Consider the following 22,787-nt stretch of genomic DNA (forward strand, 5'->3'; position numbering starts at 1 on the left):
TGGATTAAAATGGAACTAAAAGAAAGGAAATGGAAATATGAGCTGCAAAATCATTTTTTTCGACGTTGATGGTACGCTAACGCATCACAAGAGCGGCGAAATACCTGAGAGTACAAAGCGTGCCATCAGTTTATTAAGAAATCTTGGCATTATTATTGTAGCAGCTACTGGACGCCCACTCTCTATGTGCGAAGAATTAAAAGAGCTAGGTATTGATGTGTTTATTACTGCAAATGGTGGTTACGTGACTTATCAGAATGAAGTTATACATAAAGTGAGTATGAGCAAGTCCAACGTAAAAGAGCTTGTAGAATTCTCAGATTCCAAACAGCATGCTCTATCTTTTTACACGAAAGGCTTTCACATGAACGGAGTACAGGAAGAGGGTGTTTTAGCTGCTTTATTCGAAACCTTGTCGCTTCAAACCTATCCAGACACTCATCCTTCCATTTACGAAGAAGAAATCTATTTACTTTGTCTGTTTGGAACGGATGAAGTGGTGAATCAATACAGAGCTAGATTTCCTCACTATACGTTTCGTCGCTGGCACCCATATGTGGTAAACGTATTGGAAACAGACGTATCAAAGTCGCAGGCGATTGTAAAAGTGTTAGAGTACTTTAAGATACAACCTTCGGAGGCGATGGCTTTTGGGGATGGTGACAATGATATTGATATGCTTGAAACTGTAGGTGTTGGTGTTGCGATGGAAAATGGTAGTCAACGCTTAAAGGAAATAGCTGATTTTGTGACGAAAAAATCAGATGAAGATGGCGTGGAGTTTGCCCTTAGACATTATAACCTCATTTCACAATAAGAAAGAAGAAAGGACGTGTACAATGAACCAACCAATTCGAAAGCTTACTATAAAAGATTTAAAGCCTGCAGCTAAGCTGTTTGCGCGTGTATTTAACGAGGAACCTTGGAATGAACCATGGACGCTTCAAAGCTCTTATAAGCGGTTAATGGATATTAGCTTAACGCCTGGCTATCTAGGAATTGGTTATTTTGAAGACGAAAATGGTCCGCTTCTAGGCTTTATCGTGGGAAATGAAGAGCAGTGGATAAACAATAAGTATTTTTATCTCAACGAAATTTGTGTGGATACCAATGCTCAAATTAGCGGTATTGGGACGAGCTTATTAGAATTTCTAAAAGTACAGCTCAAACAGCAAGCAGTAGCACAAATCTACTTATCTACTGAAAAAGGTCACCGAAAGCCAGCAGCTTTTTTTCAAAAAAACGAGTTTGAATTGAATGAAGAACGTGTTGTGATGAGCTTAGAGCTAGAATAATACAGATGGGAATGAAACGTACCTATGCATTCTGACTTATAGGAGGAACCGGCATGAGAAAATTTTTCCTGTTAATCAACTTCTGTTTTGCTATATTACTAGCAGGCTGTAATAGTAACGAATGAATTGATAGCTATGTAGTTATAAATAATACCGAATTAATTGTAGTTGAAAGCCCTGATGGACAGAAGAATGTTTTAGAAATGGTAAAAGAATAGGACGATTTAAAATGAAGAAAAAAGTAGTTAAGATTTTACTGGTTATGAGTGTAGGAATGAACGCTTACTGGCTGGTTAAGCATTATGCTTTTGATAGGATGTATGATCCCGATGAAAAGGAACAAATCATTCTAAATGAAATGATTCAAAGAACAATTGAAAGTAAAGACTATCAAGAGATTGCTAAAACAAAAGATATTAAATCTATAGAAAGCAGCATGGATAAAAATAAAGGTGGCAGATATCCATATTATTTTAATGTAAGCGTTCGAACAACTGAAGGTACATATTTGTTTGGCTGTAGTGATGAGCAGTGTACAGATATCGAAAAGTATGGAGAAACTTATTCGATTTATCAAGATGAAAAGCCGAGACTACCTCTAGAATAGTGCTGACAAAACCATAAGAGTATAGAAAATAAGTATTTAAGCCAATGATCTATTCACACAATTTAGAGGTTGGTTTAGAAAGTATGAGCTGTTTTTAGAAAAGATGTTACAGCTGTTTTTCGTGAAGAAATGATAGAAAAAGCTTTTAAGAATTTGGTTCTTAAAAGCTTTTTTATGTACTCTGAACATGTTAATAATTTTTTAAACTCAGGTTTACAAAACGCTCACAAACGACCATTAAATCAGGAGAAAATGTTTTTCCATACGGCTTTAATTCGTTTGTGAAAAATTCTTCGTGAGCGCGCCACCAGAAGTTATAGTCACCTTCACCTTCAGCTAATGCGAATTCTTCTGATACCTCGTTCATCGGCAAAACGTCTACCGATTGAACTTGAATAACGGCAACTGGCTGATTGTTTTCGTCTAGCACAATCGAATAATCTCCTTTTTTTGGTAACTCTTCGTTTTCAAGTTCATAGAAAACATAGCCGGATGTGGTAGCTGTTTTTTTACCTTCAACAACTAAGGAAGCAAGCCAGCCAGAAGACGCGCCGAACTGAAATGCTTCTTTGTACGAGACGTTAGTAAGGTTGTTTTTTTTGCAAAAATCCTGCCAAAATTGATCGATTTCATTCATCTTTTTCACCTATTTCTTCAGAATACGATAATGATGAGAAGATACTGCTTTAAAACCAAGCTTTTCATACAAATCAACTGCTGGCTTATTTTCTTTCACAACCTGCAGGTAAACATAGTCAGCTTCTTGTCTTTGAGCACATTGAACGAGCGCGCTCACCAGCTCTTTGGCAATCCCTTTTCGGCGATGTTTAGCGTGTACAATTACGTTGCTGATGCATCCGTACCCTTGTTCAACTACCACGGATCCTAAACCCACCGTTTCTTTATTGCTTGATAAGCGCAGAAACGTCTTAGAAGCATGAATGCTGGAAAAGATATGAGTATAGGCGTCAAAGCGATCTTTTGAAAAGCCTTCTAACGTCAGAAACTCATCAATCCAAGCAGGAGTTGCTTCGCGTAAATAGTCGGCATCATACTGAATGTCCAGCTTGACATTTTGGAGCGTATCTTCACAGGCTGCCATCATCGTAAAGCATTCATCGCTTTTTTTATAACCTTTTGAACCCAGTGTTTCATCTAACTGTGCTGGTGAAAGCTGAGAGATATGAAAACATGACGCTGTGTTACGGCTTTCGTAAAAATTCTCAACCTTTTGAAGCCAGTTTAAATCAAAAGGAAGTGAGCCAACCACGTGGACGCTATTGGCGCGCTTTGTATAACCAAACGTATAGCGCATCGTCCAATCACCGAGTTTTTCAGTTGTATGAGCTGTCCAAGCATTGGAAGCCAGTTGTTCAAGTAGGCGTAGTGTATCTGTTGTTGTTTGCATGCTGCGCCTCCTAGTCTATAAATATTCTATAATTTTACAAGTATACACCTAATAGCAATCAGGTGGCAACCGTAAATCCTGAAGAAAACTGTGCTGGAATTCAGGTGTGTGTACTAAAGAGAATTGATAGCCGCTGTTTATAAAATTTTGCTGATTGGTTAGCGGAAGTGGAGTACCGAGCGTCACCTTTATGTTAGGAGGTAGTGCTTTCATGGCGATAGGAATCCACGGCCGCTTTTCTGAGACGACCACTGCATAAGCTGTTCCACCAATCACAAAGTTAAAGTAGTCATCATCTTCGTCTGTTTTCATGCTGAAAGTTTCTTTTAGCCAGCTTCGAAACTTTCCAACGTCTTTTACTGGAAATCCTACTTCTCTTATATATAATGCATTCAGCTTACCATAGCCCTTTAACTTATTTTCATGAATATAGTCATGTGCAATTAACTCAAGTAAGTTACCGTCACAATCGCGGAAATACACGTTTTTTCGACCGTTATGTTCATCGATAGGATTTCCTTCGTTTTGAGCTAACAAAAACACGCCAGATTTTTTTAAAAGTGTAACAGCATTAGTAAACAACTGATAAGACACTTGAATGGCAAAGTGTGCGGGCTTAATTGGTTCGTAGGATTCCTTGAAACTAAGCGTGCTATATGGAGTCAGTCTGAACTGAATAAACTCAGTTGTTTCGTTTGTCATTTCTAAATGTAGTGCTTTTTCATAAAATTGTTTGACACCTTGAATAGATACCGTAAGCAGTTCGAGATTTGCATAGTGGGTAATCATCATCATTCACTCCTTTACCATTAGTTTATGATGTAGTCCATAAAAACAGCCACGGTACAACGAATGAAAAGGAATACATCTTTAGTCGTAGAAAGGATAGATGTTATTTATTTACTTTTGTTATGTAAAAAAATAGAACAATAGTATAAAATGGGAACAGGGGTGTTGAAAAATGGAAATTCGCCGCGTTGTTATTGATGACAGAGAAGAAGTCAGTCGATTCTTAGAAAAGCATTGGGGAAGTACAAAAATGATTACTTCTGTTGGTGCGTATGACTGTTCCTCTCTGTGTGGGTTTATCTTATATGACGAGCACAATAACATCATTGGGTTAGTCACCTATGAAATACGAGAAAAAGAATGTGAAATAATCTCGTTAGATAGCTTGCAGGAAAACAGCGGATATGGCACGGCCCTCATGAAAGCAGTGGAAGAGAAAGCAAAATCCGTAGGTTGCACGAAGGTAACGCTCATTACAACAAATGATAACGTAAAGGCTCTTCGGTTTTACCAAAGGCGTGGTTATCATTTAGCTTACCTATTTCCAAACGCAGTTCAAGAAGCAAGAAAACAAAAGCCAAGTATTCCTTTGGTTGGTTATGATGAAATTCCAATTCGAGATGAACTGTTGTTAATGAAGAAGCTATAACTGAATGGAGGAGGATTTTGCATGTCAAACTGGAAAGGCGCAGCAGCGATTTGCATCAATGAAAATAACGAATTATTAATGGTGGCGCAAGAAAAGCCAAATCACCCAGAGCTATGGTCTGTTCCGTCAGGTGGGCTAGAAGGCGGTGAAACGTTTGAAGAATGCTGCGTTCGTGAAGTTTTGGAAGAGACGGGATACGAGGTTGAAATCCTAGGTCAAGTCCATGAATACGATACGGTCACATACGGTGTTGATGTGCATATTAAATATTTTGCTGTTCAGTTAGTAGGTGGAGAAAAGAAGCTCCAAGATCCTGATAACCTCATTGTTGATGTAGCATGGAAGCCTGTAGCAAAAATGGATGATTTATTTATGCTGTTTGAAGAAGAGCGGAAAATTTTACTGAGATACATTGAAGATGGAGTTTTAAAAGTGAACTAAAGCGGAGGATGGAAGTTGTTAAAGGTCATTAAAACAAAAGAGAAGCTTACGAAGTGGTTATTAATCGGGTGCTGTGGTTGTATCAGTCTTTTGGGATACGGCATATATCGGACATTTTTTGATATGAGTCGTCTTCCTGAAGGAAAATATCTTACTGAATCCACATCACCCGATGGTGCCTATACGCTAAAAGCATACCTCTCGGACGGAGGCGCAACTACCGGCTATGCTGTTCGAGGGGAGCTTGTTTTTAATAAAGGAAATAAAGAAAAGAATATTTACTGGAACTATAAAGAAAGCAGTGCGGATATTCATTGGCAAGGTAAAGATACGGTCGAGATTAACGGACACTCGCTGCATGTTCCAAATGATGTTTATGATTTTAGGCGAGAGTAATGGACGAATAGTATGAATGTATGTGAGCTTAATAGGTTTTCAGGAGGAGAAAATGAAAACAATCTATTTACTACGGCACTGTAAAGCTGAAGGACAAGATTTTGATGCCCCTTTAACGAAGGAAGGGAAAAAAGATGCCCTATCGCTAGTAGAGTCCTTAAAGCCCTTAGGTATTTCAACTATTATATCAAGTCCGTACATAAGAACGATTCATACGGCTGCACCTTTTGCAGCAGAGATTGGCGTTTCCATTAAGCAAGATGAGCGCTTAGCGGAACGTGTTCTAACAGGAAAACCCGTAGACAATTGGTTAGAGCTATTAAAGCAAACATTTCATGATGAAAATCTCCAATTGAAAGGTGGAGAGTCATCAAAAGAAGCAACTCAGCGTGCGCTAGCTGTTGTATATGAAGAGGTGGGTAATCTAAATGAAATCTCATTATTGGTTACGCATGGTAATTTAATGAGCTTGTTGTTACGACACTTTGATGCTAGTTTTGGATTTCAAGAATGGTCTAATTTATCGAATCCAGACTTATATCGAATAGATTTGTTTTCTACAAAAGGAGTTATGAAAAGGGTTTGGAATCAGAGGTAATGAAAAGAGGATAGACAATTTGTCTATCCTCTTTGTTTACTTAAAAATCAAAGTTGTCTGGATCTGGACCTACTCGGTGATTTTGGTTTAGTGCATCAATTTCTTGCATTTCGTCAGACGTTAGTTCGAAATCAAAAATATCAGCATTTTGGATAATACGGTGCTCTTTTGTTGATTTTGGAATCGTGATAACACCGTTTTGAACATCCCAGCGCAAGATTATTTGAGCCGTAGATTTATTGTGCTTAGCAGCAATCGCAGACAGTACATCGTTATCAAGCAGTTCGCCCTGCATAAGCGGAGACCAAGCTTCTAGCTGAATGTTTTGCTGTTCACAATAAGCACGAAGCTCTTTTTGCGTTAAGCGCGGATGATATTCGACTTGGTTGATGACTGGCTTCACCTCAGCATCTTGTAGTAAATCTTCTAAATGATGAATTTGGAAGTTGCTTACGCCAATTGCTTTTACCTTGCCGTCTTTATAAAGCGTTTCTAACGCACGCCATGCGTCCTTATATTTTCTTTCAACTGGCCAATGAATAAGGTAAAGATCTAAATAGTCTAATCCAAGCTTTTGAAGACTAGTTTCGTAGGCTTTAAGCGTTTCTTCATACCCTAAATCACTATTCCATACTTTTGACGTTACGAATAGCTCTTCACGTGAAAGACCCGTCTCTTGTAGACCTTGTCGAATTCCTTCACCAACGCCTTCTTCGTTTTCGTAGATGGCTGCTGTGTCAATACTGAGGTAGCCGTTTTTAATCGCAGCTTTTACAGCTTCAACTAACTCAGGTCCTTCTTCCACTTTAAATACGCCTAAACCAAACCCGGGCATCTTTACGCCGTTATTTAATGTTACTGTATCTTGTAAATGCGTAATCATGTTATCAACCTCCAATAGTAAGTACATGACTTATAATAAGAGAGAGTTAATAAAATGAAAAGTAAGCACTTTAAAGTGATATAGGTACTTCAAAGTGCCTATAGAGCTTATGAATAGACATGTACGTTCTCTTTAATAAAGTCTCTTAAGCTGTCAATCTCAAGCAATTCTTCTTTACAAAGCCGACCAAGATTCGTTAACTCTTCAATTTGCTTACTAGACACACGTTCGTAGTAAGCGTGCTGATGTGGCTTTTCTTGTGCAATTAGGTCATGCGACACGTAGCCTCTTGCATCCAAATATTGATGATTTGGTAACACGCAGTATGCATGAATAAGCACCACTCTTGGTGCGCTTTCATCTTTAAACTTAAAGTCTGAATTCCACATAAACTCTATAGGATAGCCAAGCTCTTGGTGTAAGGCAATCGCAAATAGGTGAGGGCGAGTAGTTATGTAGTCGAAAAGTTGAAAAGATGTATTTAGAATAGTTGTTTTTAACTGAAGTGTTGTTTCAAAGTGAGACACGCTGCATTACCTACCTTTTCTAGCAATATACCAGTATATTGTAATTTTTTCTTCCTTTTTTCTAGTTTAACTTATTTGACCAATTTAGTGTAAAATGATACCTGGAAGTATAGGGGTATTTTAACAATTTTCTCCTGATCAGAAAAGGAGAAACAGAAGGATAAACGAATATTGAATAGTATTCTTGGCTATCTTGTAAAGAACAGAAAATGGAGGTGAAGCGGTTGGAGCGAATCATTTATCATATGGAAGTAGATGGGCACCTGCTTGAGTATTCAGTTGTTGGAACAGGAACTCCGATCTTACTATTTCACGGGGGGCACTCGAACTGCCGAGAAGAGTTAGGGTATGAACGTCTTGTAAAAAGCGGGTTTTCAATCATAACACCGTCAAGACCAGGATACGGAGCTACTTCAAAAGAACTTGGCGAAACATTCGAACTAGCTTCTCGTTGCTATGCGAAGATGTTAGATCAGTTAGACATTAAAAAAGTACATATCATTGCAGTCTCAGCGGGAGGTCCGAGCGGAATTAGCTTTGCGTCAATGTATCCAAACCGTACAAATAGCTTAATTCTACAAAGTGCCGTCACAAAAGAATGGCTGTCTAAAAAAAGTCTCAATTATAAGGTAGCGAAATTTGCATTTCATCCGCTTACTGAAAAGTGGACGTGGAAGCTCGTGGCTCGTCTGTCAAACCGCAACGTACAGTTTATGTTTAAGAAGTTTGTTCCATCTTTTAGTAAACTTCCGGCAGAAGAAGTCATGAAACAAATGAAAGATTCAGACCTGGAAGCATTTCAGCGTATGAATAATCGCTATCGTTCAGGAGAAGGATTTATCTTAGATCTTCAGCATACGTCCAAGAGGTTTAATCACTTGCTGACGACGGTCCAAAGCCCAACTCTGATTCTGCACAGCCTTAACGACCAAGCTGTCTCCCTGGAGCATGCACATCACGCAAAAAAATCAATTCCAACGTCAACGCTTTGCCTCCTTGATAATTGGGGACATTTGCTGTGGATTGGAAAAGATGCAGAAGATATTCATAATCAAGTTGAAGCGTTTATGAAAAAGCATGACCTTGTGAATGGGCATGTTACTTTATAATTTGGGAGAGAAAATGAATGACTAAAACGATTGATTTACAAGTAGTAGACAACGTAGCCGACTATATATCAAATCTGTCAGAGCTTTTAGTGACGTGCGTGGAAGGAGGGGCATCAATTGGCTTTTTGCCTCCTTTGTCTAACGACCAAGCAAATATGTACTGGAGTGGAGTCAATCAAAATGATACCGTCCTGCTTATCGCAGCTAGTGAAGGCAAAGTAGTGGGCACCGTTCAGCTATATTTAGAAAGAAAAGAAAACGGAAAGCACCGAGCTGAAGTTGGAAAGTTAATGACGCACCCTGGTTTTCGAAGAAAAGGAATTGGCCGCTTATTAATGGAGAAAGTTGAAGCCCAAGCGAAAAAGCATGGCATTTCACTGCTTGTATTAGATACAAGAGAAGGTGATCCATCAAACGAACTATACCAAGCAATGGGGTACACAAAAGCAGGGATAATTCCCAACTATGCATTGTCAGCCAACGGTAATCTGGATGCCACGGTGTTTTATTATAAGCTAGTGTAATAGAAAAGAATGATGAGCATGATAAAAGGAAAGAAGCATAAGTCCGATACCTATGCTTCTTTTTGTTTGACTTTCTTCCATCTTGAATAAATTTCAAACAGAGAAAGAGAGAGAACGCCCCAGAAAATCCAGTTGCTAAAAGAGACACCAGAAGTAGACTCACCGCCTAAAAGCGACAATATTGTCATCACTACAACAATGTAGACAGTAAGAATAAGTTGTCCTATTAAGCCTTCAGCTATTTTTTCTTCCGAGCGGATTCTAATTATGATACTCAGTATAAACAATAACCCAATCACGCTAACGAATAAAACAAAAGCAGCTTGTGGTAGGATTTTTGTAAACATTGGGTTAGGAAAATAATCAAAAACTAAAATAATAGTTAGAATCAGCATAAATAGTAAATCTGGCCACTTTATATATTTCACCAAAAAGCACCGCCACCTTGTTGCTTTATTATATCATTTTAGTAATTATTTTCTATAAAAACCATTGAATAATGTTTACCTGTGTTCTCATCACGCATACACTCTCTTATGTTCACGCGTATAGGTAAGACTATTAGCTACTTCCTGCTCATTGATTTGAAAATCAAGCGCTTTTGCCACTTTCGTAGACTCGCGAATAAACATCGTTTGACTGGCTTGGAGCGCATGCCAAACCTTTTTATTGGTCGATACGTCATAGGTGCTTTGAAGCTCAAGAAACTCGTGTTTTTCCAGGTAGTTTGGAAGGTACTTATTGGTTTTTCCTAAACTAAACGTAAATCCACGCTCAGTACCAATTCGCCAGGACATCATGCGCAGAAGTTCTGTTCTCGCTTGAATAGTCAGATGATCTACTGCATATAAAAATTCATTGCGGCAAAGGCCTTTGACAACGTACGTACAAACCCACCAAAATTCGTTGCAACAGTCTAGAAAGTTAGCTTCGGTTGGCATTCGAAGATGATACTGTTTATCGCTTAGAAGTTGTGGTGCCCTAAATAAATCATCTTTATCTAGCAATATGGTTGAAATACCTTCATCACCACGGTTCCAGTCTTCTTTAAGTGAAAGCGGACAAAGAGTTAAATCAATTCGCGTATAGCCTTGAAACAGCATGAGATAGCTGAACTTTCCTCCTAATGAAGGCGAAAATAACGTTGTTTGTTCCGGCATTTGGGTCAAAAAACGTTCTCCGAAATAGTCAATCCATGTCGGGTCACTTAAGAAGCTTTCCATCTCAGATACAATAAAAACAATATCGTAATCTTGAAAATGGTCACGAGGCGCCTTGGGATTGACACGTGAACCACACATCCCAACTGCTCGTACGCGGCCATCGTTTTTCGCATAGTTCAAAATAAGATTCATTACTTCTTCTTTACTGCGCACGTTCATTCTCCTTTCTTAAAAACGTTTATTTTCCATCCGCTTTTTTGATAAAATGGAATTATTAGGGTTTAATTTCATTATTTCATAGTGTAAAAGGGAGTGCAAAGATGAAGGTGCGATCTCTACAAGACCATCATGTTAAAGAGTTGATTCCGCTTATGGAACAGCTTGGTTATCCAACGAATTTGGAAGACCTTCAAGTGAGGCTATCCGCTATTCAAGCTTCGTCAGATTATCATACGCTCATCGCAGAGATAGACGGTGAAGTAGCGGGAATGGCTGGCTTATGTAAAAGCTATTTTTATGAATACGATGGCTCTTATACTCGTATTGTTGCATTTGTTGTTCATGAGAAATTTAGAAGAAAAGCCGTCGGGAAAATGTTGATCAAAGAAGCAGAAAGGTGGGCGAAGAGTCAAGGCTGCATGGCAATTGGATTAAACAGCGGCAACCGAGATGAGCGGCTGGCTGCGCATCTTTTTTATCAAAAAATGGGCTACCAGCCGAAAAGCACTGGGTTTATAAAAGAGATACGTTAAAACTTAAAGGAGCTACTGTGGCAGCGTGCTTTCAACTCTGAAAGAAAAAGATCACGCTTAGCCGGTGAGATTTTTACGCTTCCTAAAAGAGAAGATGTATAAAAGATTTCAATAGCATCCTTTGAAGCGAGAACTTTATACCCCGTAAAAACATTACGAGTTGGGGCTACCTTTGTGATTTCTTCATATGGAATACGAATCTTCAATACGCCCCCTTTAACAATAAGATAATCAGAGTGAAGTTCATACGTCGCAAAAAAACTAGACCATACCATGACGCCTCCACAAGCTAAAAATAATGCAATAGAAATAATAATATCAAGCAGAGTTGTTTCACTGTCTAAAAAAAGAGGAAGAAAAAATACTACACCAAGGGTTGCTAAAGAAGTGGTTATTACCATACCAAAAAAGCGGTCGATATGAGAGCGGAATTTCAAGAAAGCACCTCCGTTCATTTTTTGAAAACGAGTTAGTACTAGTTTATACGCTTAATGTAAGGAATTGGTTTCGCTTTTTACTAATGCGAAGTGAAAAAATAGATTTAGTATATTAGCTAAGAAAGGAAGAAACACATGAACATACCTACATTGGATACGAAGCGGCTCACTCTCCGTGAGTCAAAAGAAAGTGATGCCGTTCATATGCTAAGGTATTTATCTGACCCTGTAGTAATGAAGCATATGGGGTTAGAGCCTTTTCAAACGATTGATGATGTGAAAAGCGAGCTCAGCTGGTACAGAAATATAGTAAATGAAGGTACCGGGATGAGATGGGGCATTACATTAAAAGAAGAAGGCGTCATAATTGGAAGCTGTGGTTTTTTAGATTATGAATCTAGTCATGAAAGAGCGTCAGTTGGATACGAGCTTCATCAGGAATACTGGAGGAAAGGCATTGCAGCTGAAGCTATGAAAGCAGTCATCGAGTATGGATTTTTAAACTGGAAGCTACATCGCATCCAAGCCCTAATTGAACTAGAAAACATATCATCGCAGAAGCTTGTTGAAAAGCTTGGATTTCATCAAGAAGGATTGCTGAGAGAATATGAGCGCACGTGCGGGAAATTTGATGATTTGTATATGTACAGCTTACTAAAAAGGGAATGGAAAGAAAGAAGAGCCGACTAAAATGAGCGGCTTTTTTATTTGTGATTCTTTATACCTATTATTTTGGCGGATTTAAGGGAACGTTGTCTTACTGTAGAAAAAAGAGAAAAATTTCCTATTTCTCTAATTAAAAGCAACTTTTAAACTATAAATATTGGAAAAAGTGGTAAAGAGGTGAACCTCATGGGATTTGAACAAATGCTTCAAAGTTTTTCAAGCACAATCTCAGGAAACGTTGCGGATGCTGAAGAGAAAATTCAGCGTTTAAAAACCGCAAAAACAGAGATTGAAAACGAAAAGAAACGGTCATTAGTAGAAATAAAAGAAGTAAAGGAACCAGACTTAGGAAATCATTGGAAAGGTGATATATCCACAAACTTTGATGATAACAGAAAGCAAGCATACAACGAAATCAACGATATTATCACGAACGATTATGACGACTATATAAATGCGATTAACCATAAAATCACGTGGTACGAGGCTCAAAAAGGCTTTTATAGCGGTGTTAGCTACCTTGTAAACGAAGCGGAATCTCTTTTAAATAAAGGGGAAGATGCAGTCGCAGATTTAGAGAATAAAATTAGTGAGATTAGGAGAAAGCTATAATGACATCAATCAAGCTCAACTATGAAGACGTCATGCAAAAGCTTGAAGACGTCGAAACAGCCATTCAAAAATTATCGCTCCCAGGAAACTCCGATGTCGGGGATAACAACCTTTCAAGCACAAACGAGTGGAAGTCACAGGAAGAAGAGCTGGGAAAGCTTTTAAAAACGTACATCACAGCCTTAGAAAAAAGCGTACAGGACACGAAAGCTAACGTGAAATTATTAAAAGAACAAGACGAAGCCATTGTGCGTTCATAATGAAAAAGGGTGAATCAAATGGGGAAAATATACGATGCAAAGGGCATTTCAACCTTTTCCAAAGAACGAGAAAAAGCGTATAAAAATCTTGAAGACCAGCTGCAGACCCTCCACAAAGCGCTAGCTGCCGTGTCTAAGCTGGATGATAGCCTTCAAGGAAAAGGTGCCGACAACATTAAGAAGTTCTATGAATACCAAGTTGATAACGCAAAGTGTTGGATTGATTTAGTCCAAATGACCAAGTCATATTTCTCAGCGCTGTACGTAAAAGCAGAAGACGCGAACCTAGCAGGAAACACGGTAGTTGACCTATCGTTTTTAGAGCATGATCTTAAACAGTCCGTAAGCCAAGCGAAAGAACTCGTTGCTCAGCAGCGAGAAGATCTTCAAACGATTTTGCATAAAGTGGACGACTTAGTCTCACTGTCTGCGTTTTCTGCCGAAGATTTTAACGATTCAATCGATAAAGCAGAAAAAAAGCGGGATGAAACGGTTGAAGCAGTTGAAAAATTGGATGCAGAGTGGTTAGAAGGTTATAGGCAAATGGAATCAAATTATTTGCTGACCCAAGCTGCAACCAACAGCTTACACGGAGCTACGACGCAAGGCGGGCAGGCGTATCCAGTTTTATTTGATCAAAAAGCGTATCATGCAAGCGAGTTGTATAAAGTTCAAAAAGAAGCAAGCGAGTACGCAACGAACTACGTGACGTATCATGAAGAAATGAAAAATGTTCACGAGCTGAAAAAAGAAGCGGAGCGCCAAGCGGTTGAAGAAGCTAATAAAAAGTGGTATGAAAAAACGTGGGATACGGTTTCAACCTTTACAGGAGAGGTAACAGGATATTATGATTATAAACGAGCAGCCGAAGGCGTAGATCCCGTTACGGGACGTGAGCTTTCAACATCGGAACGCGTAGCGGCAGGGGCAATGGCAGCGGCTGGATTCATTCCCGTTGTCGGCTGGGCAGGTCGCGCAGCTAAAGGCGGAAAAGCCATCTATGTTACCGCCAAAGGTGTCAACGCTGCTGATCACGCGCTTGATGCGTACAAAACGTCCAAATCGTTTAAAGCGCTCGAACAAGCAGAAAAAGGTCTCTACGGCCTAGTCGCCGCAAACGGCATGTACGAATTCACAACGGGAAAAGACATGTTCGGCAATGCGATTTCTGAAGAACAGCGCCAAAACAGCCTGTTCCAATCGCTCGGCATTGCAGGCGCAGGTGCCCTATCGACGCGCTACGCAGCCAATATGGGTCAAGCCGTGGTGACAAAAGGAACCGAAAAGCTCACGCAAATGCGCAATACGCTTCGCACAAGTGCGGTTGCCAACGTCACCAAACAAGCGTACCAAAGTGTCAAAACCGCGCCCGCATCGTGGACACAGTCATTACATAAAACGTATACGAGTATTTTAGACAGCACCATGCCAAGGCTCATGCCCGAACTAGCGCCAGCCGGTCCAGCGCTTGCCCAGCAGACGGTAAGGGAAACCTTGCAGAATGTGAAGCAGCAAGCGATGCAGATGATCACACCCATCTACAATCCAAAAGTCAAGCGGTACCAAGACCCAGAAACAGGGAGATTTGTGGCGAATCCGAACGTGGAGCGTGTGGAGAAACCCGTTGGAGTGGAGAAGAAGGGTAAAGAGGTTGAGCGCGTTCGGAATGTTGAGAGTGTTCAGGGTGTTTCTAAGGGTACGGGTAATGTAAAGCATTTGGATGATGTACCAAGAATAAAAGAAGTTGAAGTTAATTTTAAAAGAAATGTTAAACATGACTCCGAAGAGTTTGCAAGACAATTAAAAGACCAAGAAAAAGGTATGAATGAATTAACGGTTGACGAGTATCTGAAAAATAGAGACAGATATATTGCTGAAGGTAGAGCAATAGAAGGAAATGCAGCTCAAAAAATGGCTAGACAAGAAGCACTTAAAGATAAAATTGCTGAACTGCGAAAACAAGGACTTTCCAGAGCAGAGGCGACAAAGCAAGCTTCAGAATGGCTGGAAACAAAAGCAGCACTTCATAATCCAGATCAAATAGCTGGAGGAAGAACAGACATTATTGGAGGTATGGGGGATAAAAGAGTAAATTCCTCGATAGGTTCACAATGGAAATATAGAATTGATGTTGTTGATGAGCAAATTAGGGAAATGGCGAAGAATATGTCATCGGAGCAGCTAAAGAATACTTATTTAAATGTGAAATTAACTCAATAATCAATGGAGGGTATGTTAATTGGAAACTATATTTAGCGATTTTATAAAACATGAAACAGTTGATGATGATATTATTTTAAAATATAAGGATAAACTTCCTGAAGAATTAATAGAAACATGGAAAAAATATGGTTTTGGTACTTTCGTAAATGACTTTTTAAAAGTTATTAATCCAGACGATTATTTAGATATTTTAGAGAGAAGTTATCTAAGGTATGAGCAGGCCATTCCTATTTTTACAACCGCAATGGGTGATATTATAGTATGGGAAAAAGATAAGTATGTAAATTTATTAAACTTTAGGAAAGGAGATGTTAATGTTGTTTCATCCGGATTTGAATTCTTTTTTGATGACTTAAAAGATAATGATTTTATGAACGATGAATTAATGTGGCAGCCTTATCCTGAAGCGATTAGTAAATACAGTGCCCCTAACTATGATGAGTGTTTTGGATACACCCCTCTATTAGGTTTAGGTGGCGCGGAAAAAGTTGAGAACCTAAAGAAAGTAAAATTGAAGGAACATATTCTTATTATTACTGAATTTATGGGACCAGTGCAGTAATGTTCAAGACTATGTTAACTATAAGCACTTGATTGCCTTATTAGGCAACAGGTGCTTTTATTTTTTGTTAGAAATTTAAACTTTGTATGACATTGATGATGCTTAATTGAAATTCATAACTCATGAAGGTTGTACCATCATGAAGTATTGTTTTAACACTTTGAGGAACGGAATAAGAACGAGAAATAGGCGAGATGACATTTCACATGGCAGAGATAGTTATGATATGGAATTGCTGACAAACTAACGAGATTCACAAAGCTCGTGGCTTAAAACAAGAGGTAACATTAAAGGAAGTTCTTTTCTGCCTTTGGCCTATAAATTTTATGTTGTATTTTAACTAGAGACGGTCGTATAATACTCGCTATTCGTTTAAAAAGCGTTACATAAATTGTAATTTCCGTAACGGGAGGGTGGAAAGTTGAACGTTGTTGGGTATATACGAGTCTCGACTCAAGGTCAAGCAAGAGATGGATATAGCTTGAGATATCAAGAAGATGAAATTAAAGTATACTGTAAAGAACAGGGCTGGAACTTGAAACATATTTTTAGAGATGAAGGAATTAGTGGCGCAAAACTGAATGAAGAAGCATTGGAAATAGACAGGGTGGGCTTACAGGAAATGTTGGCTCACCTTTCGTCTGTCCAAATTGATTATGTGGTGGTGCTCAATACAAGTCGATTATGGCGGTCAGATATTGTCAAGGTACTGATTCAACGAGAATTAAAGAAATACGGCTGTGATATTAAAAGCATTGAACAGCCATTTTACAGCATTCACAAAAAAGACCCAAACGATTTTTTGGTCAATGGCTTAATGGAGTTATTAGACCAATATCAACGGCTTGAAATAGCGCTGAAGCTAACGAAAGGAAGAAATAAAAAGGCAAAAGAAGGTGGATATGCAGGGGGAAGGGTAACATTTGGCTATACAAAGCTAAAGGGTGAAAAGGAATTAAAGATACATAACGAGCATGCAGAAGTAGTAAAACGGTTATTTGAGTTAAAAGAGCTATATAAGAAATGGTCACTGTCTAGGTTGGCAGAAGCATTGAATAAAGAAGGGTATCAAACAACCCAAGGGAAAGCATTTACGAAAGTACAAGTGAAACGTATATTAGACCGAGAAAGTTTTTATCAAGGGATCTATACCTACGGACAAATACAAGCAAATGGCAAACATGAAGCAATAATTTAAAAGGTTACTTAAAAAAGGGACTCATTTTCTTATAAATTCTTCTGTAAGGTTGAAAATGGATAGGCTTTCGTACCAATGCGCACCGATAGGTGAACGCTCGAACTAAGGTTGCCGGCATTTTCATTCAATAATTGACAACTGAATAGGAGGATGAACGATGCATGAAAAGCAGAAACATATTTATGTGGGTGTAGACTTGCATAAGCAACACCATGTGGCAGTGGTCATTAATTGTTGGCAAGAGAAGCTAAAGGAAATAAAATTTGAAAATAAACCGTCTGCCTTCCCAACTTTTTTATTGGATATTGATAAACTAATAGAAGAAGGAATTACACCTGTATTTGGTTTAGAAGATGTAGGTGGATATGGACGATCGTTAGCACAGTTTTTAACCGATCATGGACAGGTTGTCAAAGAAGTAAACCCAGCTCTTTCATACGCTGAACGAAAAAGCCATATGACCACACAAAAGAGTGATAGCTGGGATGCAGAATGTGTGGCACGCATTTTGTTGAACCAACTGAACCATTTGCCTGACGCGAAACCGAATGATTTATTTTGGTCAATACAACAATTGGTCACTAGAAGAAATGCATTGGTGAAAGCTCAAGGTGCTTTAAAAAACCAACTGCATATTCAATTGAGCCATCATTATCCAAGCTATAAGAAGTTTTTCTCCGAGGTGGATGGGAAAACAGCTTTAGCATTTTGGGAACGATACCCATCACCGTCTTGTTTAGAAGGTGTGAGTATAAAACAATTGACCACCTTCTTATTAGAAGTGAGCCATAATACTTGTTCGGTGAAAAAAGCGAATGAAATATTGAAGCTAGTAATAGAAGATGGGAACACAACAAAAGAACATCAAGAAACGCGAGACTTTCTAGTAAGAAGCATCGTTCGAGACATCACGTTTAAAAAGAAGGAAATGAACTATGTGGAAGGCGAATTAAAAGAGTTAATGAGCTTACTAGACTTTCAACTAGACTCCATGCCAGGCATTGACCTCGTAACAGCTTCTGCTTTAATTGCGGAGATAGGTGACGTAAGACGCTTTCCGAATGCCAACAAATTAGCACGATTTGCGGGGATTGCACCTGTTTACTTTGGTTCTGGTGGGAAAGGTAAGGAACAAAAAAGCAAACAGGGAAATCGGGCGCTGCATGCTTTATTTTACAACTTAGCAGTGCAACAAGTGCAAGTAGCAAAGGGGAGTAAGTTGCCAAGGAACCCAGTATTTTATGCATATTACCAACGAAAGCTTAAGGAAGGCAAAACAAAGGGACAAGCATTGGTTTGTATTATGAGAAGGCTTGTGAATATTATATACGGCATGATGAAGCATAAAACAGCCTATAAATTGCCGATAGTAAGTGAGAAGGAAATAGTTTAATAAGGTTTTAGATAAGTTGTTTTTTTATTAGAAGCTTTTAAGATTACAACATAGGGTACGGGTGAAAATAATATACAAGGTGCAAGATATGGCGAAAGGAAAATTTCCGATGAGACATATGGTAAATTAAGAAGAGCATCACCATCTTCTAAAATACAAAGAGAAGTTAACAAAAATATTGATGATATTATTGGAACTGAGGATTTTGCCTTACCTGGAAAAATAATTGATAAAAAACTGCATGCAGATCATATTGTTTCCCTAGAGAAAATAGCTCGTATGGAAGGTTTTGAGACATTAACTTACAATCAACAGAAGGAAATTGCCAATTTTGTAGAGAATTTTATAGGTCTTAGTGAAGCAGCTAATACATCTAAAGGTTCAAAGTCATTTGCAGATTGGTACATCTACAAAAAAGAAAATATTCCGGTAAACCCTGTATTTAGGGAAAAAATGATATTAAAAGAAAAAGAACTAGAAATTGAGATCCAAAAAATTATAGATGAATTTAATAGGATAAATAAAAAGGAGTGATTTCGGGTGGATAAATTATCTTTTTTAAAACAATATAGAAAAAGTATAGAGTTTGTGTCTAACAGAGACTTACTCAATATTGAAAAGGAAAATATGCCTGAAAAATGGATAGAGATATTTAAAGAAACAGATAAAACTAGAAAGAAAGATAAATTAATAGCTTTATGGAATAGTGTATGTGAAAAAGAATTGAGTAATACTATATCATACTTGAAAGAGAATTTATTAGAATTTGAACTAATTGTAGATAATGGACAATATGCAGTACTATACAGCGTAAAAAGTGAAAATGACGAAATACTTTATTATGAAGGTGGTATACCGACTAATTCTATTCTAGAAATGCAACACGATTGGTCAAATGTTCCAGAATCTATAAAGGAGTTCTATGAAAAATTACACAATGGTTTTTATTATCTGCCAAGTAGAGCTATGGGACTTGTACCAGTAGAACGCATTACTCATTTTGAGGATCATGAATGGGGAATACTTGAAGAATTAGATGGGCCATTAGGAGTTAATATGGCTACAACATATGGTTTTTTTGAAAATGGCATGGGAGGATATGTTGCTATAGATTTAAACAACTGTATAGGTGATGTAGCGACATTGTGGTTTACCAATGATAAGCCTGAATATAATGTGGATTTTTGGGATATTGTAGATGAATGGATTGTAATAGGCCTTCAAGACAATTAAAAAATATATAAATATTTAGAAGCAGCAATGATAGGAGATTAGACATTTTAAACTTATGAAGTATTGTTACAAGGAACAAGCCAAAAAATTACGAAATTAAACTTGCTCGTGGGTTTAAGGATAGAATTAGTAATGAATTACGTTATAAAATTAAAAGAAAGCATTTGATTGTCTATCTAGGCAATCAAGTGCTTTCTTTATGAAGATTTACGAATTAAAATATATATAATCACTTAGGTTCAAATCAACATTTTGCGCACAAGCACCGTTGCCAACGTCACCAAACAAGCGTACCATAGCGTCAAAACCGCGCCGGCATCGTGGACACAGTCATTACATAAAACGTATACGAGTATTTTAGACAGCACCATGCCAAGGCTCATGCCTGAACGAGCGCCAGCCGGTCCAGCGCTTGCCCAGCAGACGGTAAGGGAAACCTTGCAGAACGTGAAGCAGCAAGCGATGCAGATGATTACGCCTATTTACAACCCAAAAGTCAAGCGATACCAAGACCCAGAGACAGGGAGATTTGTGGCGAATTCGAATGTGGAGCGTGTGGAGAAACCCGTTGGAGTGGAGAAGAAGGGTAAAGAGGTTGAGCTGGTTCGGAATGTTGAGAATGTTCAGGATGTTTCTAAGGGTACGGGTGAAGTTCTGGGTAATAAAGAAGTAGCAGTAGGAGAAGAGATTATTGCCCGAAGGGTACTGAAAGCAGAACTTGATTTAACACCAAAACTTACACCATACAAATCTTTAAGTAGGGGTCAGCAGAAAAAAATAAAAGAAAAGATTGAAAATCGTACAGTAACAAAAGAAGAATATAAAAGATATCAATGGGATAAAAGATTTTCAAAAAGAAGAGCTGCAGGGGTTAATGAATTTTGGAAGCAAGAAAAGAAAAGGATTTTAGATGGAGAACCTACAACAAGGGATTGGACTAATGAACAGATACAAGAGATTTTAAGAGGAAAAAAACCTCAATATAATGGGCAATCAATAATTGGACATCATACTTACAATGCTATGAATTACCCACATATATGTAATAGAGGAGAATTAATTTATCCTGTAACTAGCAGGGAACATTTAAGGGGTTGGCATGGCGGAAGCTATAGTAAAAATGCACCTGGTAGACCTGTTAATCCAAATTATTTAGAAGGATTTTAATGGAAAGGAGAATAATAGATGAGTAAAATGGCAATTACAATAAGCTCTAATGGTCCATTTAGTAAATGTGTAGTACCATTAAGAAAGTACACTGGTTTAGGAATTACAGAGATAAAAAATAAAATTGAAAACAAAGATTTTTTTGCCGAAACAGATGCAAATGATATTGATGATATGGAAAATTTAAAGGGATTAGTTGATAACTTGTTGAAGTTAGGTGCGGAAGTGAAAATATTTGATAGTGATGAATACGGTGAAGGGATTTTCGATTACCAAGAAATTTCTTACGGCGAATTTATAAATAATATTGACCGGTTAAAAGAAATTATGGAAGAATTACAGGATTACGATGATGCTTTGTCTGACGAAGTTTAATTGGTCTTAATAATTATTATTTTAAAAATATATGTTAAGAGTTTGTATTAGTAAAGCAACATAAGCGAGTGATAAATCTCATGATTCTAAAACGATAAATACAAAAGCACATAAGAAAAATTGATGAAAAAGAATGTATTTTTGAAGTGGATAGAAAAATATATGGTGTTTGAAAATAGATACTCCATGATGGTTGTACCATCATAGAGTGTTATGTGCAATGATGGAATAGAAAATAAAGTACGAGCTTAGGCGAGATGACATTTTATTGGGTGCTGAATATAAACACATGGAATATATTGGATTGTCAACACTAAACTAGACAGTTTTCTTAAGGTGCGTAAATTTGTATTCCACTGGACTTAAATAATCTAAAGTACCGTGGATGCGTAGATGGTTAAACCAGTGCACATAATCTGTAAACTCTCTTTGTAACTCTTCTAAGCTATCAAAATGACGTTTCTTTACGAACTCTGTTTTGATGATTTTGAATGTTGCTTCTGCTACTGCATTATCATACGGACAGCCTTTCAAACTTAGAGATCGCTTGATGTTAAACGTTTCTAGGGCCTCATCAATGACTTGGTTCTTATATTCTCTTCCTCGGTCAGTATGGAACATTTGAACCGTATGTAAATTACCTTTTATTGACGATAGAGCTCGATAAACTAGTAAAGCATCTTTGTTCTCACCTGTACTAAATCCAACGATCTCCCGATTAAAGAGATCAACAAATACACATATGTAATACCATTTTCTGTTGACTCTTACATAAGTTAGGTCGCTGACCACGACAGTCAATTCTTCCTCTTGTGTAAATTCACGATTTAACTCATTCGCTTGATCACTTTCATTTGGTTTATCCTTATGGGGTTTAAATTGAGCTACAGTATAAGCTGAAACAAGTCCTTGTTCGTTCATAATTCTGCCGATTCGACGACGAGAAACCAATTTCCCTCTTTTCTTTAGCTCATGCTTTATCTTTCTCGCACCATAATTTTGGCGGCTTTGATGGAAAATTTCTATGATGTCTGAAGTTATATCGTCTTCATTCTTTCGTTCTTTTGCTTCATAATAATACGTACTTCTAGGGAGTTGTAGGACCTTACACATTGCTGATATCGAGTATTTATGCTGGTTGTTCTTAATCACATTTACTTTCGTCCTAGTATCAGCGCGGCTTGCTTTAAAATATCATTCTCCATCTCTAATTGCTTATTACGTTTCCTAAGTTCCTGCAGCTCTTTCTGTTCGGGGCTGAGGTTATCCTTTTCTTTGAAGGAACCAGAGGACTTACTTTGATTAATCCACTTATCAAGCGAAGATGGTGTTAACTCATATTCTCGAATGATGTCTTTACGAGGCTTTCCATTCTGATATAGCTGCACGATCTGTTGCTTAAATTCTTCGGTAAACGTTCGACGTACTTTTTTTGTCATGTAGATTCTCCTCATAACTGATTAGTATAGTTAATTCTACTTGACCTTAAAATTTCTGTCTAACTAAGTATAGCCGATCCA

General features: G+C 38.0%; 30 protein-coding genes. 21 read left to right on the top strand and 9 right to left on the bottom strand.

Translation table 11 applies throughout. The annotated features are described in order from the left end of the window. The first annotated feature begins 37 nt into the window (after nt 1-37). The 3 genes from A2U94_RS14905 (at nt 38) to A2U94_RS14915 (ending at nt 1,902) form a co-directional block, all read left to right on the top strand. Complete coding sequence (locus tag A2U94_RS14905; protein WP_025908004.1) at nt 38-817, top strand: Cof-type HAD-IIB family hydrolase; 780 nt, start codon at nt 38-40, stop codon at nt 815-817. A 22-nt stretch (nt 818-839) separates the two neighbouring features. Beyond that, nucleotides 840-1,295 carry a GNAT family N-acetyltransferase gene (locus A2U94_RS14910; RefSeq protein WP_062954697.1) on the top strand — a complete coding sequence of 152 codons (456 nt, stop codon included), beginning with the start codon at nt 840-842 and terminating at the stop codon, nt 1,293-1,295. A gap of 229 nt (nt 1,296-1,524) precedes the next feature. Next, entirely contained in the window at nt 1,525-1,902 is a 378-nt protein-coding gene (locus A2U94_RS14915; RefSeq protein ID WP_061786441.1) for a hypothetical protein, read from the top strand. A 190-nt stretch (nt 1,903-2,092) separates the two neighbouring features. Here A2U94_RS14915 and A2U94_RS14920 read toward each other — a convergent pair whose 3' ends face one another. The 3 genes from A2U94_RS14920 to A2U94_RS14930 are packed head-to-tail and all read right to left on the bottom strand — an operon-like array spanning nt 2,093 to nt 4,099. Beyond that, nucleotides 2,093-2,539 (bottom strand): ASCH domain-containing protein, encoded by a 447-nt coding sequence (locus tag A2U94_RS14920; protein WP_025908002.1) that lies wholly within the window; start codon nt 2,537-2,539, stop codon nt 2,093-2,095. Nucleotides 2,540-2,548: 9 nt separating this feature from the next. Continuing rightward, nucleotides 2,549-3,310: a GNAT family N-acetyltransferase gene (locus tag A2U94_RS14925; RefSeq protein ID WP_062954699.1), complete on the bottom strand. Its 762-nt coding sequence runs from the start codon at nt 3,308-3,310 to the stop codon at nt 2,549-2,551. Between the two features lie 48 nt (nt 3,311-3,358). After that, nucleotides 3,359-4,099 carry a VOC family protein gene (locus A2U94_RS14930; protein ID WP_062954701.1) on the bottom strand — a complete coding sequence of 247 codons (741 nt, stop codon included), beginning with the start codon at nt 4,097-4,099 and terminating at the stop codon, nt 3,359-3,361. Nucleotides 4,100-4,271: 172 nt separating this feature from the next. On the opposite strand from A2U94_RS14930, the gene A2U94_RS14935 reads away from it, so the two are divergent. The 4 genes from A2U94_RS14935 to A2U94_RS14950 are packed head-to-tail and all read left to right on the top strand — an operon-like array spanning nt 4,272 to nt 6,183. Then, nucleotides 4,272-4,748 (top strand): GNAT family N-acetyltransferase, encoded by a 477-nt coding sequence (locus A2U94_RS14935; protein WP_062954703.1) that lies wholly within the window; start codon nt 4,272-4,274, stop codon nt 4,746-4,748. A gap of 21 nt (nt 4,749-4,769) precedes the next feature. Beyond that, on the top strand, nt 4,770-5,189 hold the full coding sequence (locus tag A2U94_RS14940; protein ID WP_025907998.1) for an NUDIX hydrolase: 420 nt from the start codon (nt 4,770-4,772) through the stop codon (nt 5,187-5,189). Between the two features lie 15 nt (nt 5,190-5,204). Beyond that, nucleotides 5,205-5,585 (top strand): DUF5412 domain-containing protein, encoded by a 381-nt coding sequence (locus A2U94_RS14945; protein WP_025907997.1) that lies wholly within the window; start codon nt 5,205-5,207, stop codon nt 5,583-5,585. Nucleotides 5,586-5,637: 52 nt separating this feature from the next. Then, nucleotides 5,638-6,183: a histidine phosphatase family protein gene (locus tag A2U94_RS14950; RefSeq protein WP_062954705.1), complete on the top strand. Its 546-nt coding sequence runs from the start codon at nt 5,638-5,640 to the stop codon at nt 6,181-6,183. A 40-nt stretch (nt 6,184-6,223) separates the two neighbouring features. On the opposite strand, the gene pgoN is transcribed toward A2U94_RS14950, so the two are convergent. Together pgoN and A2U94_RS14960 are read right to left on the bottom strand one after the other, a co-directional pair. Beyond that, nucleotides 6,224-7,066 carry a glyoxal/methylglyoxal reductase gene (pgoN, locus tag A2U94_RS14955; protein WP_062954707.1) on the bottom strand — a complete coding sequence of 281 codons (843 nt, stop codon included), beginning with the start codon at nt 7,064-7,066 and terminating at the stop codon, nt 6,224-6,226. A 107-nt stretch (nt 7,067-7,173) separates the two neighbouring features. Then, nucleotides 7,174-7,593 carry a hypothetical protein gene (locus A2U94_RS14960; protein WP_025907994.1) on the bottom strand — a complete coding sequence of 140 codons (420 nt, stop codon included), beginning with the start codon at nt 7,591-7,593 and terminating at the stop codon, nt 7,174-7,176. Between the two features lie 224 nt (nt 7,594-7,817). Between A2U94_RS14960 and A2U94_RS14965 the strand changes: the two genes are divergently transcribed. Beyond that, the gene (locus A2U94_RS14965) at nt 7,818-8,702 is read left to right on the top strand and encodes an alpha/beta fold hydrolase (protein ID WP_025907993.1); all 885 of its coding nucleotides are present in this window, start codon (nt 7,818-7,820) and stop codon (nt 8,700-8,702) included. A gap of 17 nt (nt 8,703-8,719) precedes the next feature. Further along, the gene (locus tag A2U94_RS14970; protein WP_025907992.1) at nt 8,720-9,226 is read left to right on the top strand and encodes a GNAT family N-acetyltransferase; all 507 of its coding nucleotides are present in this window, start codon (nt 8,720-8,722) and stop codon (nt 9,224-9,226) included. A gap of 50 nt (nt 9,227-9,276) precedes the next feature. On the opposite strand, the gene A2U94_RS14975 is transcribed toward A2U94_RS14970, so the two are convergent. Beyond that, nucleotides 9,277-9,657 (bottom strand): hypothetical protein, encoded by a 381-nt coding sequence (locus A2U94_RS14975; RefSeq protein ID WP_025907991.1) that lies wholly within the window; start codon nt 9,655-9,657, stop codon nt 9,277-9,279. Nucleotides 9,658-9,744: 87 nt separating this feature from the next. Then, nucleotides 9,745-10,602, bottom strand: coding sequence for an aminoglycoside 6-adenylyltransferase (locus tag A2U94_RS14980; protein ID WP_025907990.1), 858 nt, complete (start codon nt 10,600-10,602; stop codon nt 9,745-9,747). Nucleotides 10,603-10,709: 107 nt separating this feature from the next. On the opposite strand from A2U94_RS14980, the gene A2U94_RS14985 reads away from it, so the two are divergent. Then, nucleotides 10,710-11,141, top strand: coding sequence for a GNAT family N-acetyltransferase (locus A2U94_RS14985; RefSeq protein WP_025907989.1), 432 nt, complete (start codon nt 10,710-10,712; stop codon nt 11,139-11,141). Here A2U94_RS14985 and A2U94_RS14990 read toward each other — a convergent pair. Further along, nucleotides 11,138-11,578, bottom strand: coding sequence for a PH domain-containing protein (locus A2U94_RS14990; RefSeq protein ID WP_025907988.1), 441 nt, complete (start codon nt 11,576-11,578; stop codon nt 11,138-11,140). The genes A2U94_RS14985 and A2U94_RS14990 overlap by 4 nt on opposite strands. A 135-nt stretch (nt 11,579-11,713) precedes the next feature. Here A2U94_RS14990 and A2U94_RS14995 point away from each other — a divergent pair, with 135 nt between their 5' ends. The 11 genes from A2U94_RS14995 to A2U94_RS15045 all read left to right on the top strand — a co-directional run bounded on the left by A2U94_RS14995 (nt 11,714) and on the right by A2U94_RS15045 (nt 21,267). Next, nucleotides 11,714-12,268: a GNAT family N-acetyltransferase gene (locus A2U94_RS14995; RefSeq protein ID WP_025907987.1), complete on the top strand. Its 555-nt coding sequence runs from the start codon at nt 11,714-11,716 to the stop codon at nt 12,266-12,268. Nucleotides 12,269-12,430: 162 nt separating this feature from the next. Continuing rightward, on the top strand, nt 12,431-12,856 hold the full coding sequence (locus A2U94_RS15000) for a YwqH-like family protein (protein WP_025907986.1): 426 nt from the start codon (nt 12,431-12,433) through the stop codon (nt 12,854-12,856). Further along, on the top strand, nt 12,856-13,116 hold the full coding sequence (locus tag A2U94_RS15005) for a DUF5344 family protein (protein ID WP_025907985.1): 261 nt from the start codon (nt 12,856-12,858) through the stop codon (nt 13,114-13,116). Before A2U94_RS15000 ends, A2U94_RS15005 begins: the two co-directional genes overlap by 1 nt. A gap of 18 nt (nt 13,117-13,134) precedes the next feature. Further along, complete coding sequence (locus A2U94_RS15010) at nt 13,135-15,336, top strand: polymorphic toxin type 15 domain-containing protein (protein ID WP_025907984.1); 2,202 nt, start codon at nt 13,135-13,137, stop codon at nt 15,334-15,336. A gap of 19 nt (nt 15,337-15,355) precedes the next feature. Beyond that, entirely contained in the window at nt 15,356-15,901 is a 546-nt protein-coding gene (locus A2U94_RS15015) for a T6SS immunity protein Tdi1 domain-containing protein (RefSeq protein ID WP_025907983.1), read from the top strand. A 421-nt stretch (nt 15,902-16,322) separates the two neighbouring features. Further along, nucleotides 16,323-17,099, top strand: coding sequence for a recombinase family protein (locus A2U94_RS15020; RefSeq protein ID WP_025907982.1), 777 nt, complete (start codon nt 16,323-16,325; stop codon nt 17,097-17,099). 157 nt (nt 17,100-17,256) lie between these two features. Beyond that, on the top strand, nt 17,257-18,492 hold the full coding sequence (locus A2U94_RS15025; RefSeq protein ID WP_025907981.1) for an IS110 family RNA-guided transposase: 1,236 nt from the start codon (nt 17,257-17,259) through the stop codon (nt 18,490-18,492). Between the two features lie 279 nt (nt 18,493-18,771). Next, on the top strand, nt 18,772-19,026 hold the full coding sequence (locus A2U94_RS21885; RefSeq protein ID WP_025907980.1) for a hypothetical protein: 255 nt from the start codon (nt 18,772-18,774) through the stop codon (nt 19,024-19,026). A gap of 6 nt (nt 19,027-19,032) precedes the next feature. Beyond that, nucleotides 19,033-19,725 carry an SMI1/KNR4 family protein gene (locus A2U94_RS15035; protein ID WP_025907979.1) on the top strand — a complete coding sequence of 231 codons (693 nt, stop codon included), beginning with the start codon at nt 19,033-19,035 and terminating at the stop codon, nt 19,723-19,725. 462 nt (nt 19,726-20,187) lie between these two features. After that, nucleotides 20,188-20,892, top strand: coding sequence for a hypothetical protein (locus A2U94_RS20775; protein ID WP_231882770.1), 705 nt, complete (start codon nt 20,188-20,190; stop codon nt 20,890-20,892). 18 nt (nt 20,893-20,910) lie between these two features. Then, nucleotides 20,911-21,267, top strand: a complete 357-nt coding sequence (locus A2U94_RS15045) for a hypothetical protein (RefSeq protein ID WP_000041340.1) — start codon at nt 20,911-20,913, stop codon at nt 21,265-21,267. 318 nt (nt 21,268-21,585) lie between these two features. On the opposite strand, the gene A2U94_RS15050 is transcribed toward A2U94_RS15045, so the two are convergent. After that, nucleotides 21,586-22,706, bottom strand: a protein-coding gene (locus tag A2U94_RS15050; protein ID WP_197473406.1) for an IS3 family transposase whose coding sequence is annotated in 2 segments (ribosomal slippage) — nt 21,586-22,457 and nt 22,457-22,706 — 1,122 coding nt in all. Because the reading frame shifts where the segments join, the coding sequence is not laid out codon by codon here. Nucleotides 22,707-22,787: the final 81 nt, after the last annotated feature.

This window comes from Bacillus sp. VT 712 (assembly GCF_001614195.1).
In the GTDB taxonomy this organism is placed as follows: domain Bacteria; phylum Bacillota; class Bacilli; order Bacillales; family Bacillaceae_H; genus Priestia; species Priestia flexa.

Excerpts from the sequence above, each read along its gene's own strand:
- A2U94_RS14905 (WP_025908004.1), top strand. The coding sequence starts at position 38 with ATGAGCTGCAAAATCATTTTTTTCGACGTTGATGGTACGCTAACGCAT.
- A2U94_RS14935 (WP_062954703.1), top strand. The coding sequence starts at position 4,272 with ATGGAAATTCGCCGCGTTGTTATTGATGACAGAGAAGAAGTCAGTCGA.
- A2U94_RS21885 (WP_025907980.1), top strand. The coding sequence starts at position 18,772 with ATGGAAGGTTTTGAGACATTAACTTACAATCAACAGAAGGAAATTGCC.
- A2U94_RS14950 (WP_062954705.1), top strand. The coding sequence starts at position 5,638 with ATGAAAACAATCTATTTACTACGGCACTGTAAAGCTGAAGGACAAGAT.
- A2U94_RS15025 (WP_025907981.1), top strand. The coding sequence starts at position 17,257 with ATGCATGAAAAGCAGAAACATATTTATGTGGGTGTAGACTTGCATAAG.
- A2U94_RS14915 (WP_061786441.1), top strand. The coding sequence starts at position 1,525 with ATGAAGAAAAAAGTAGTTAAGATTTTACTGGTTATGAGTGTAGGAATG.
- A2U94_RS15045 (WP_000041340.1), top strand. The coding sequence starts at position 20,911 with ATGAGTAAAATGGCAATTACAATAAGCTCTAATGGTCCATTTAGTAAA.
- A2U94_RS15010 (WP_025907984.1), top strand. The coding sequence starts at position 13,135 with ATGGGGAAAATATACGATGCAAAGGGCATTTCAACCTTTTCCAAAGAA.
- A2U94_RS14925 (WP_062954699.1), bottom strand. The coding sequence starts at position 3,310 with ATGCAAACAACAACAGATACACTACGCCTACTTGAACAACTGGCTTCC.
- A2U94_RS15005 (WP_025907985.1), top strand. The coding sequence starts at position 12,856 with ATGACATCAATCAAGCTCAACTATGAAGACGTCATGCAAAAGCTTGAA.
- A2U94_RS14970 (WP_025907992.1), top strand. The coding sequence starts at position 8,720 with ATGACTAAAACGATTGATTTACAAGTAGTAGACAACGTAGCCGACTAT.
- A2U94_RS14995 (WP_025907987.1), top strand. The coding sequence starts at position 11,714 with ATGAACATACCTACATTGGATACGAAGCGGCTCACTCTCCGTGAGTCA.
- A2U94_RS14920 (WP_025908002.1), bottom strand. The coding sequence starts at position 2,539 with ATGAATGAAATCGATCAATTTTGGCAGGATTTTTGCAAAAAAAACAAC.
- A2U94_RS14910 (WP_062954697.1), top strand. The coding sequence starts at position 840 with ATGAACCAACCAATTCGAAAGCTTACTATAAAAGATTTAAAGCCTGCA.
- pgoN (WP_062954707.1), bottom strand. The coding sequence starts at position 7,066 with ATGATTACGCATTTACAAGATACAGTAACATTAAATAACGGCGTAAAG.
- A2U94_RS14985 (WP_025907989.1), top strand. The coding sequence starts at position 10,710 with ATGAAGGTGCGATCTCTACAAGACCATCATGTTAAAGAGTTGATTCCG.
- A2U94_RS14930 (WP_062954701.1), bottom strand. The coding sequence starts at position 4,099 with ATGATTACCCACTATGCAAATCTCGAACTGCTTACGGTATCTATTCAA.
- A2U94_RS20775 (WP_231882770.1), top strand. The coding sequence starts at position 20,188 with ATGCAGATGATTACGCCTATTTACAACCCAAAAGTCAAGCGATACCAA.
- A2U94_RS15000 (WP_025907986.1), top strand. The coding sequence starts at position 12,431 with ATGGGATTTGAACAAATGCTTCAAAGTTTTTCAAGCACAATCTCAGGA.
- A2U94_RS14940 (WP_025907998.1), top strand. The coding sequence starts at position 4,770 with ATGTCAAACTGGAAAGGCGCAGCAGCGATTTGCATCAATGAAAATAAC.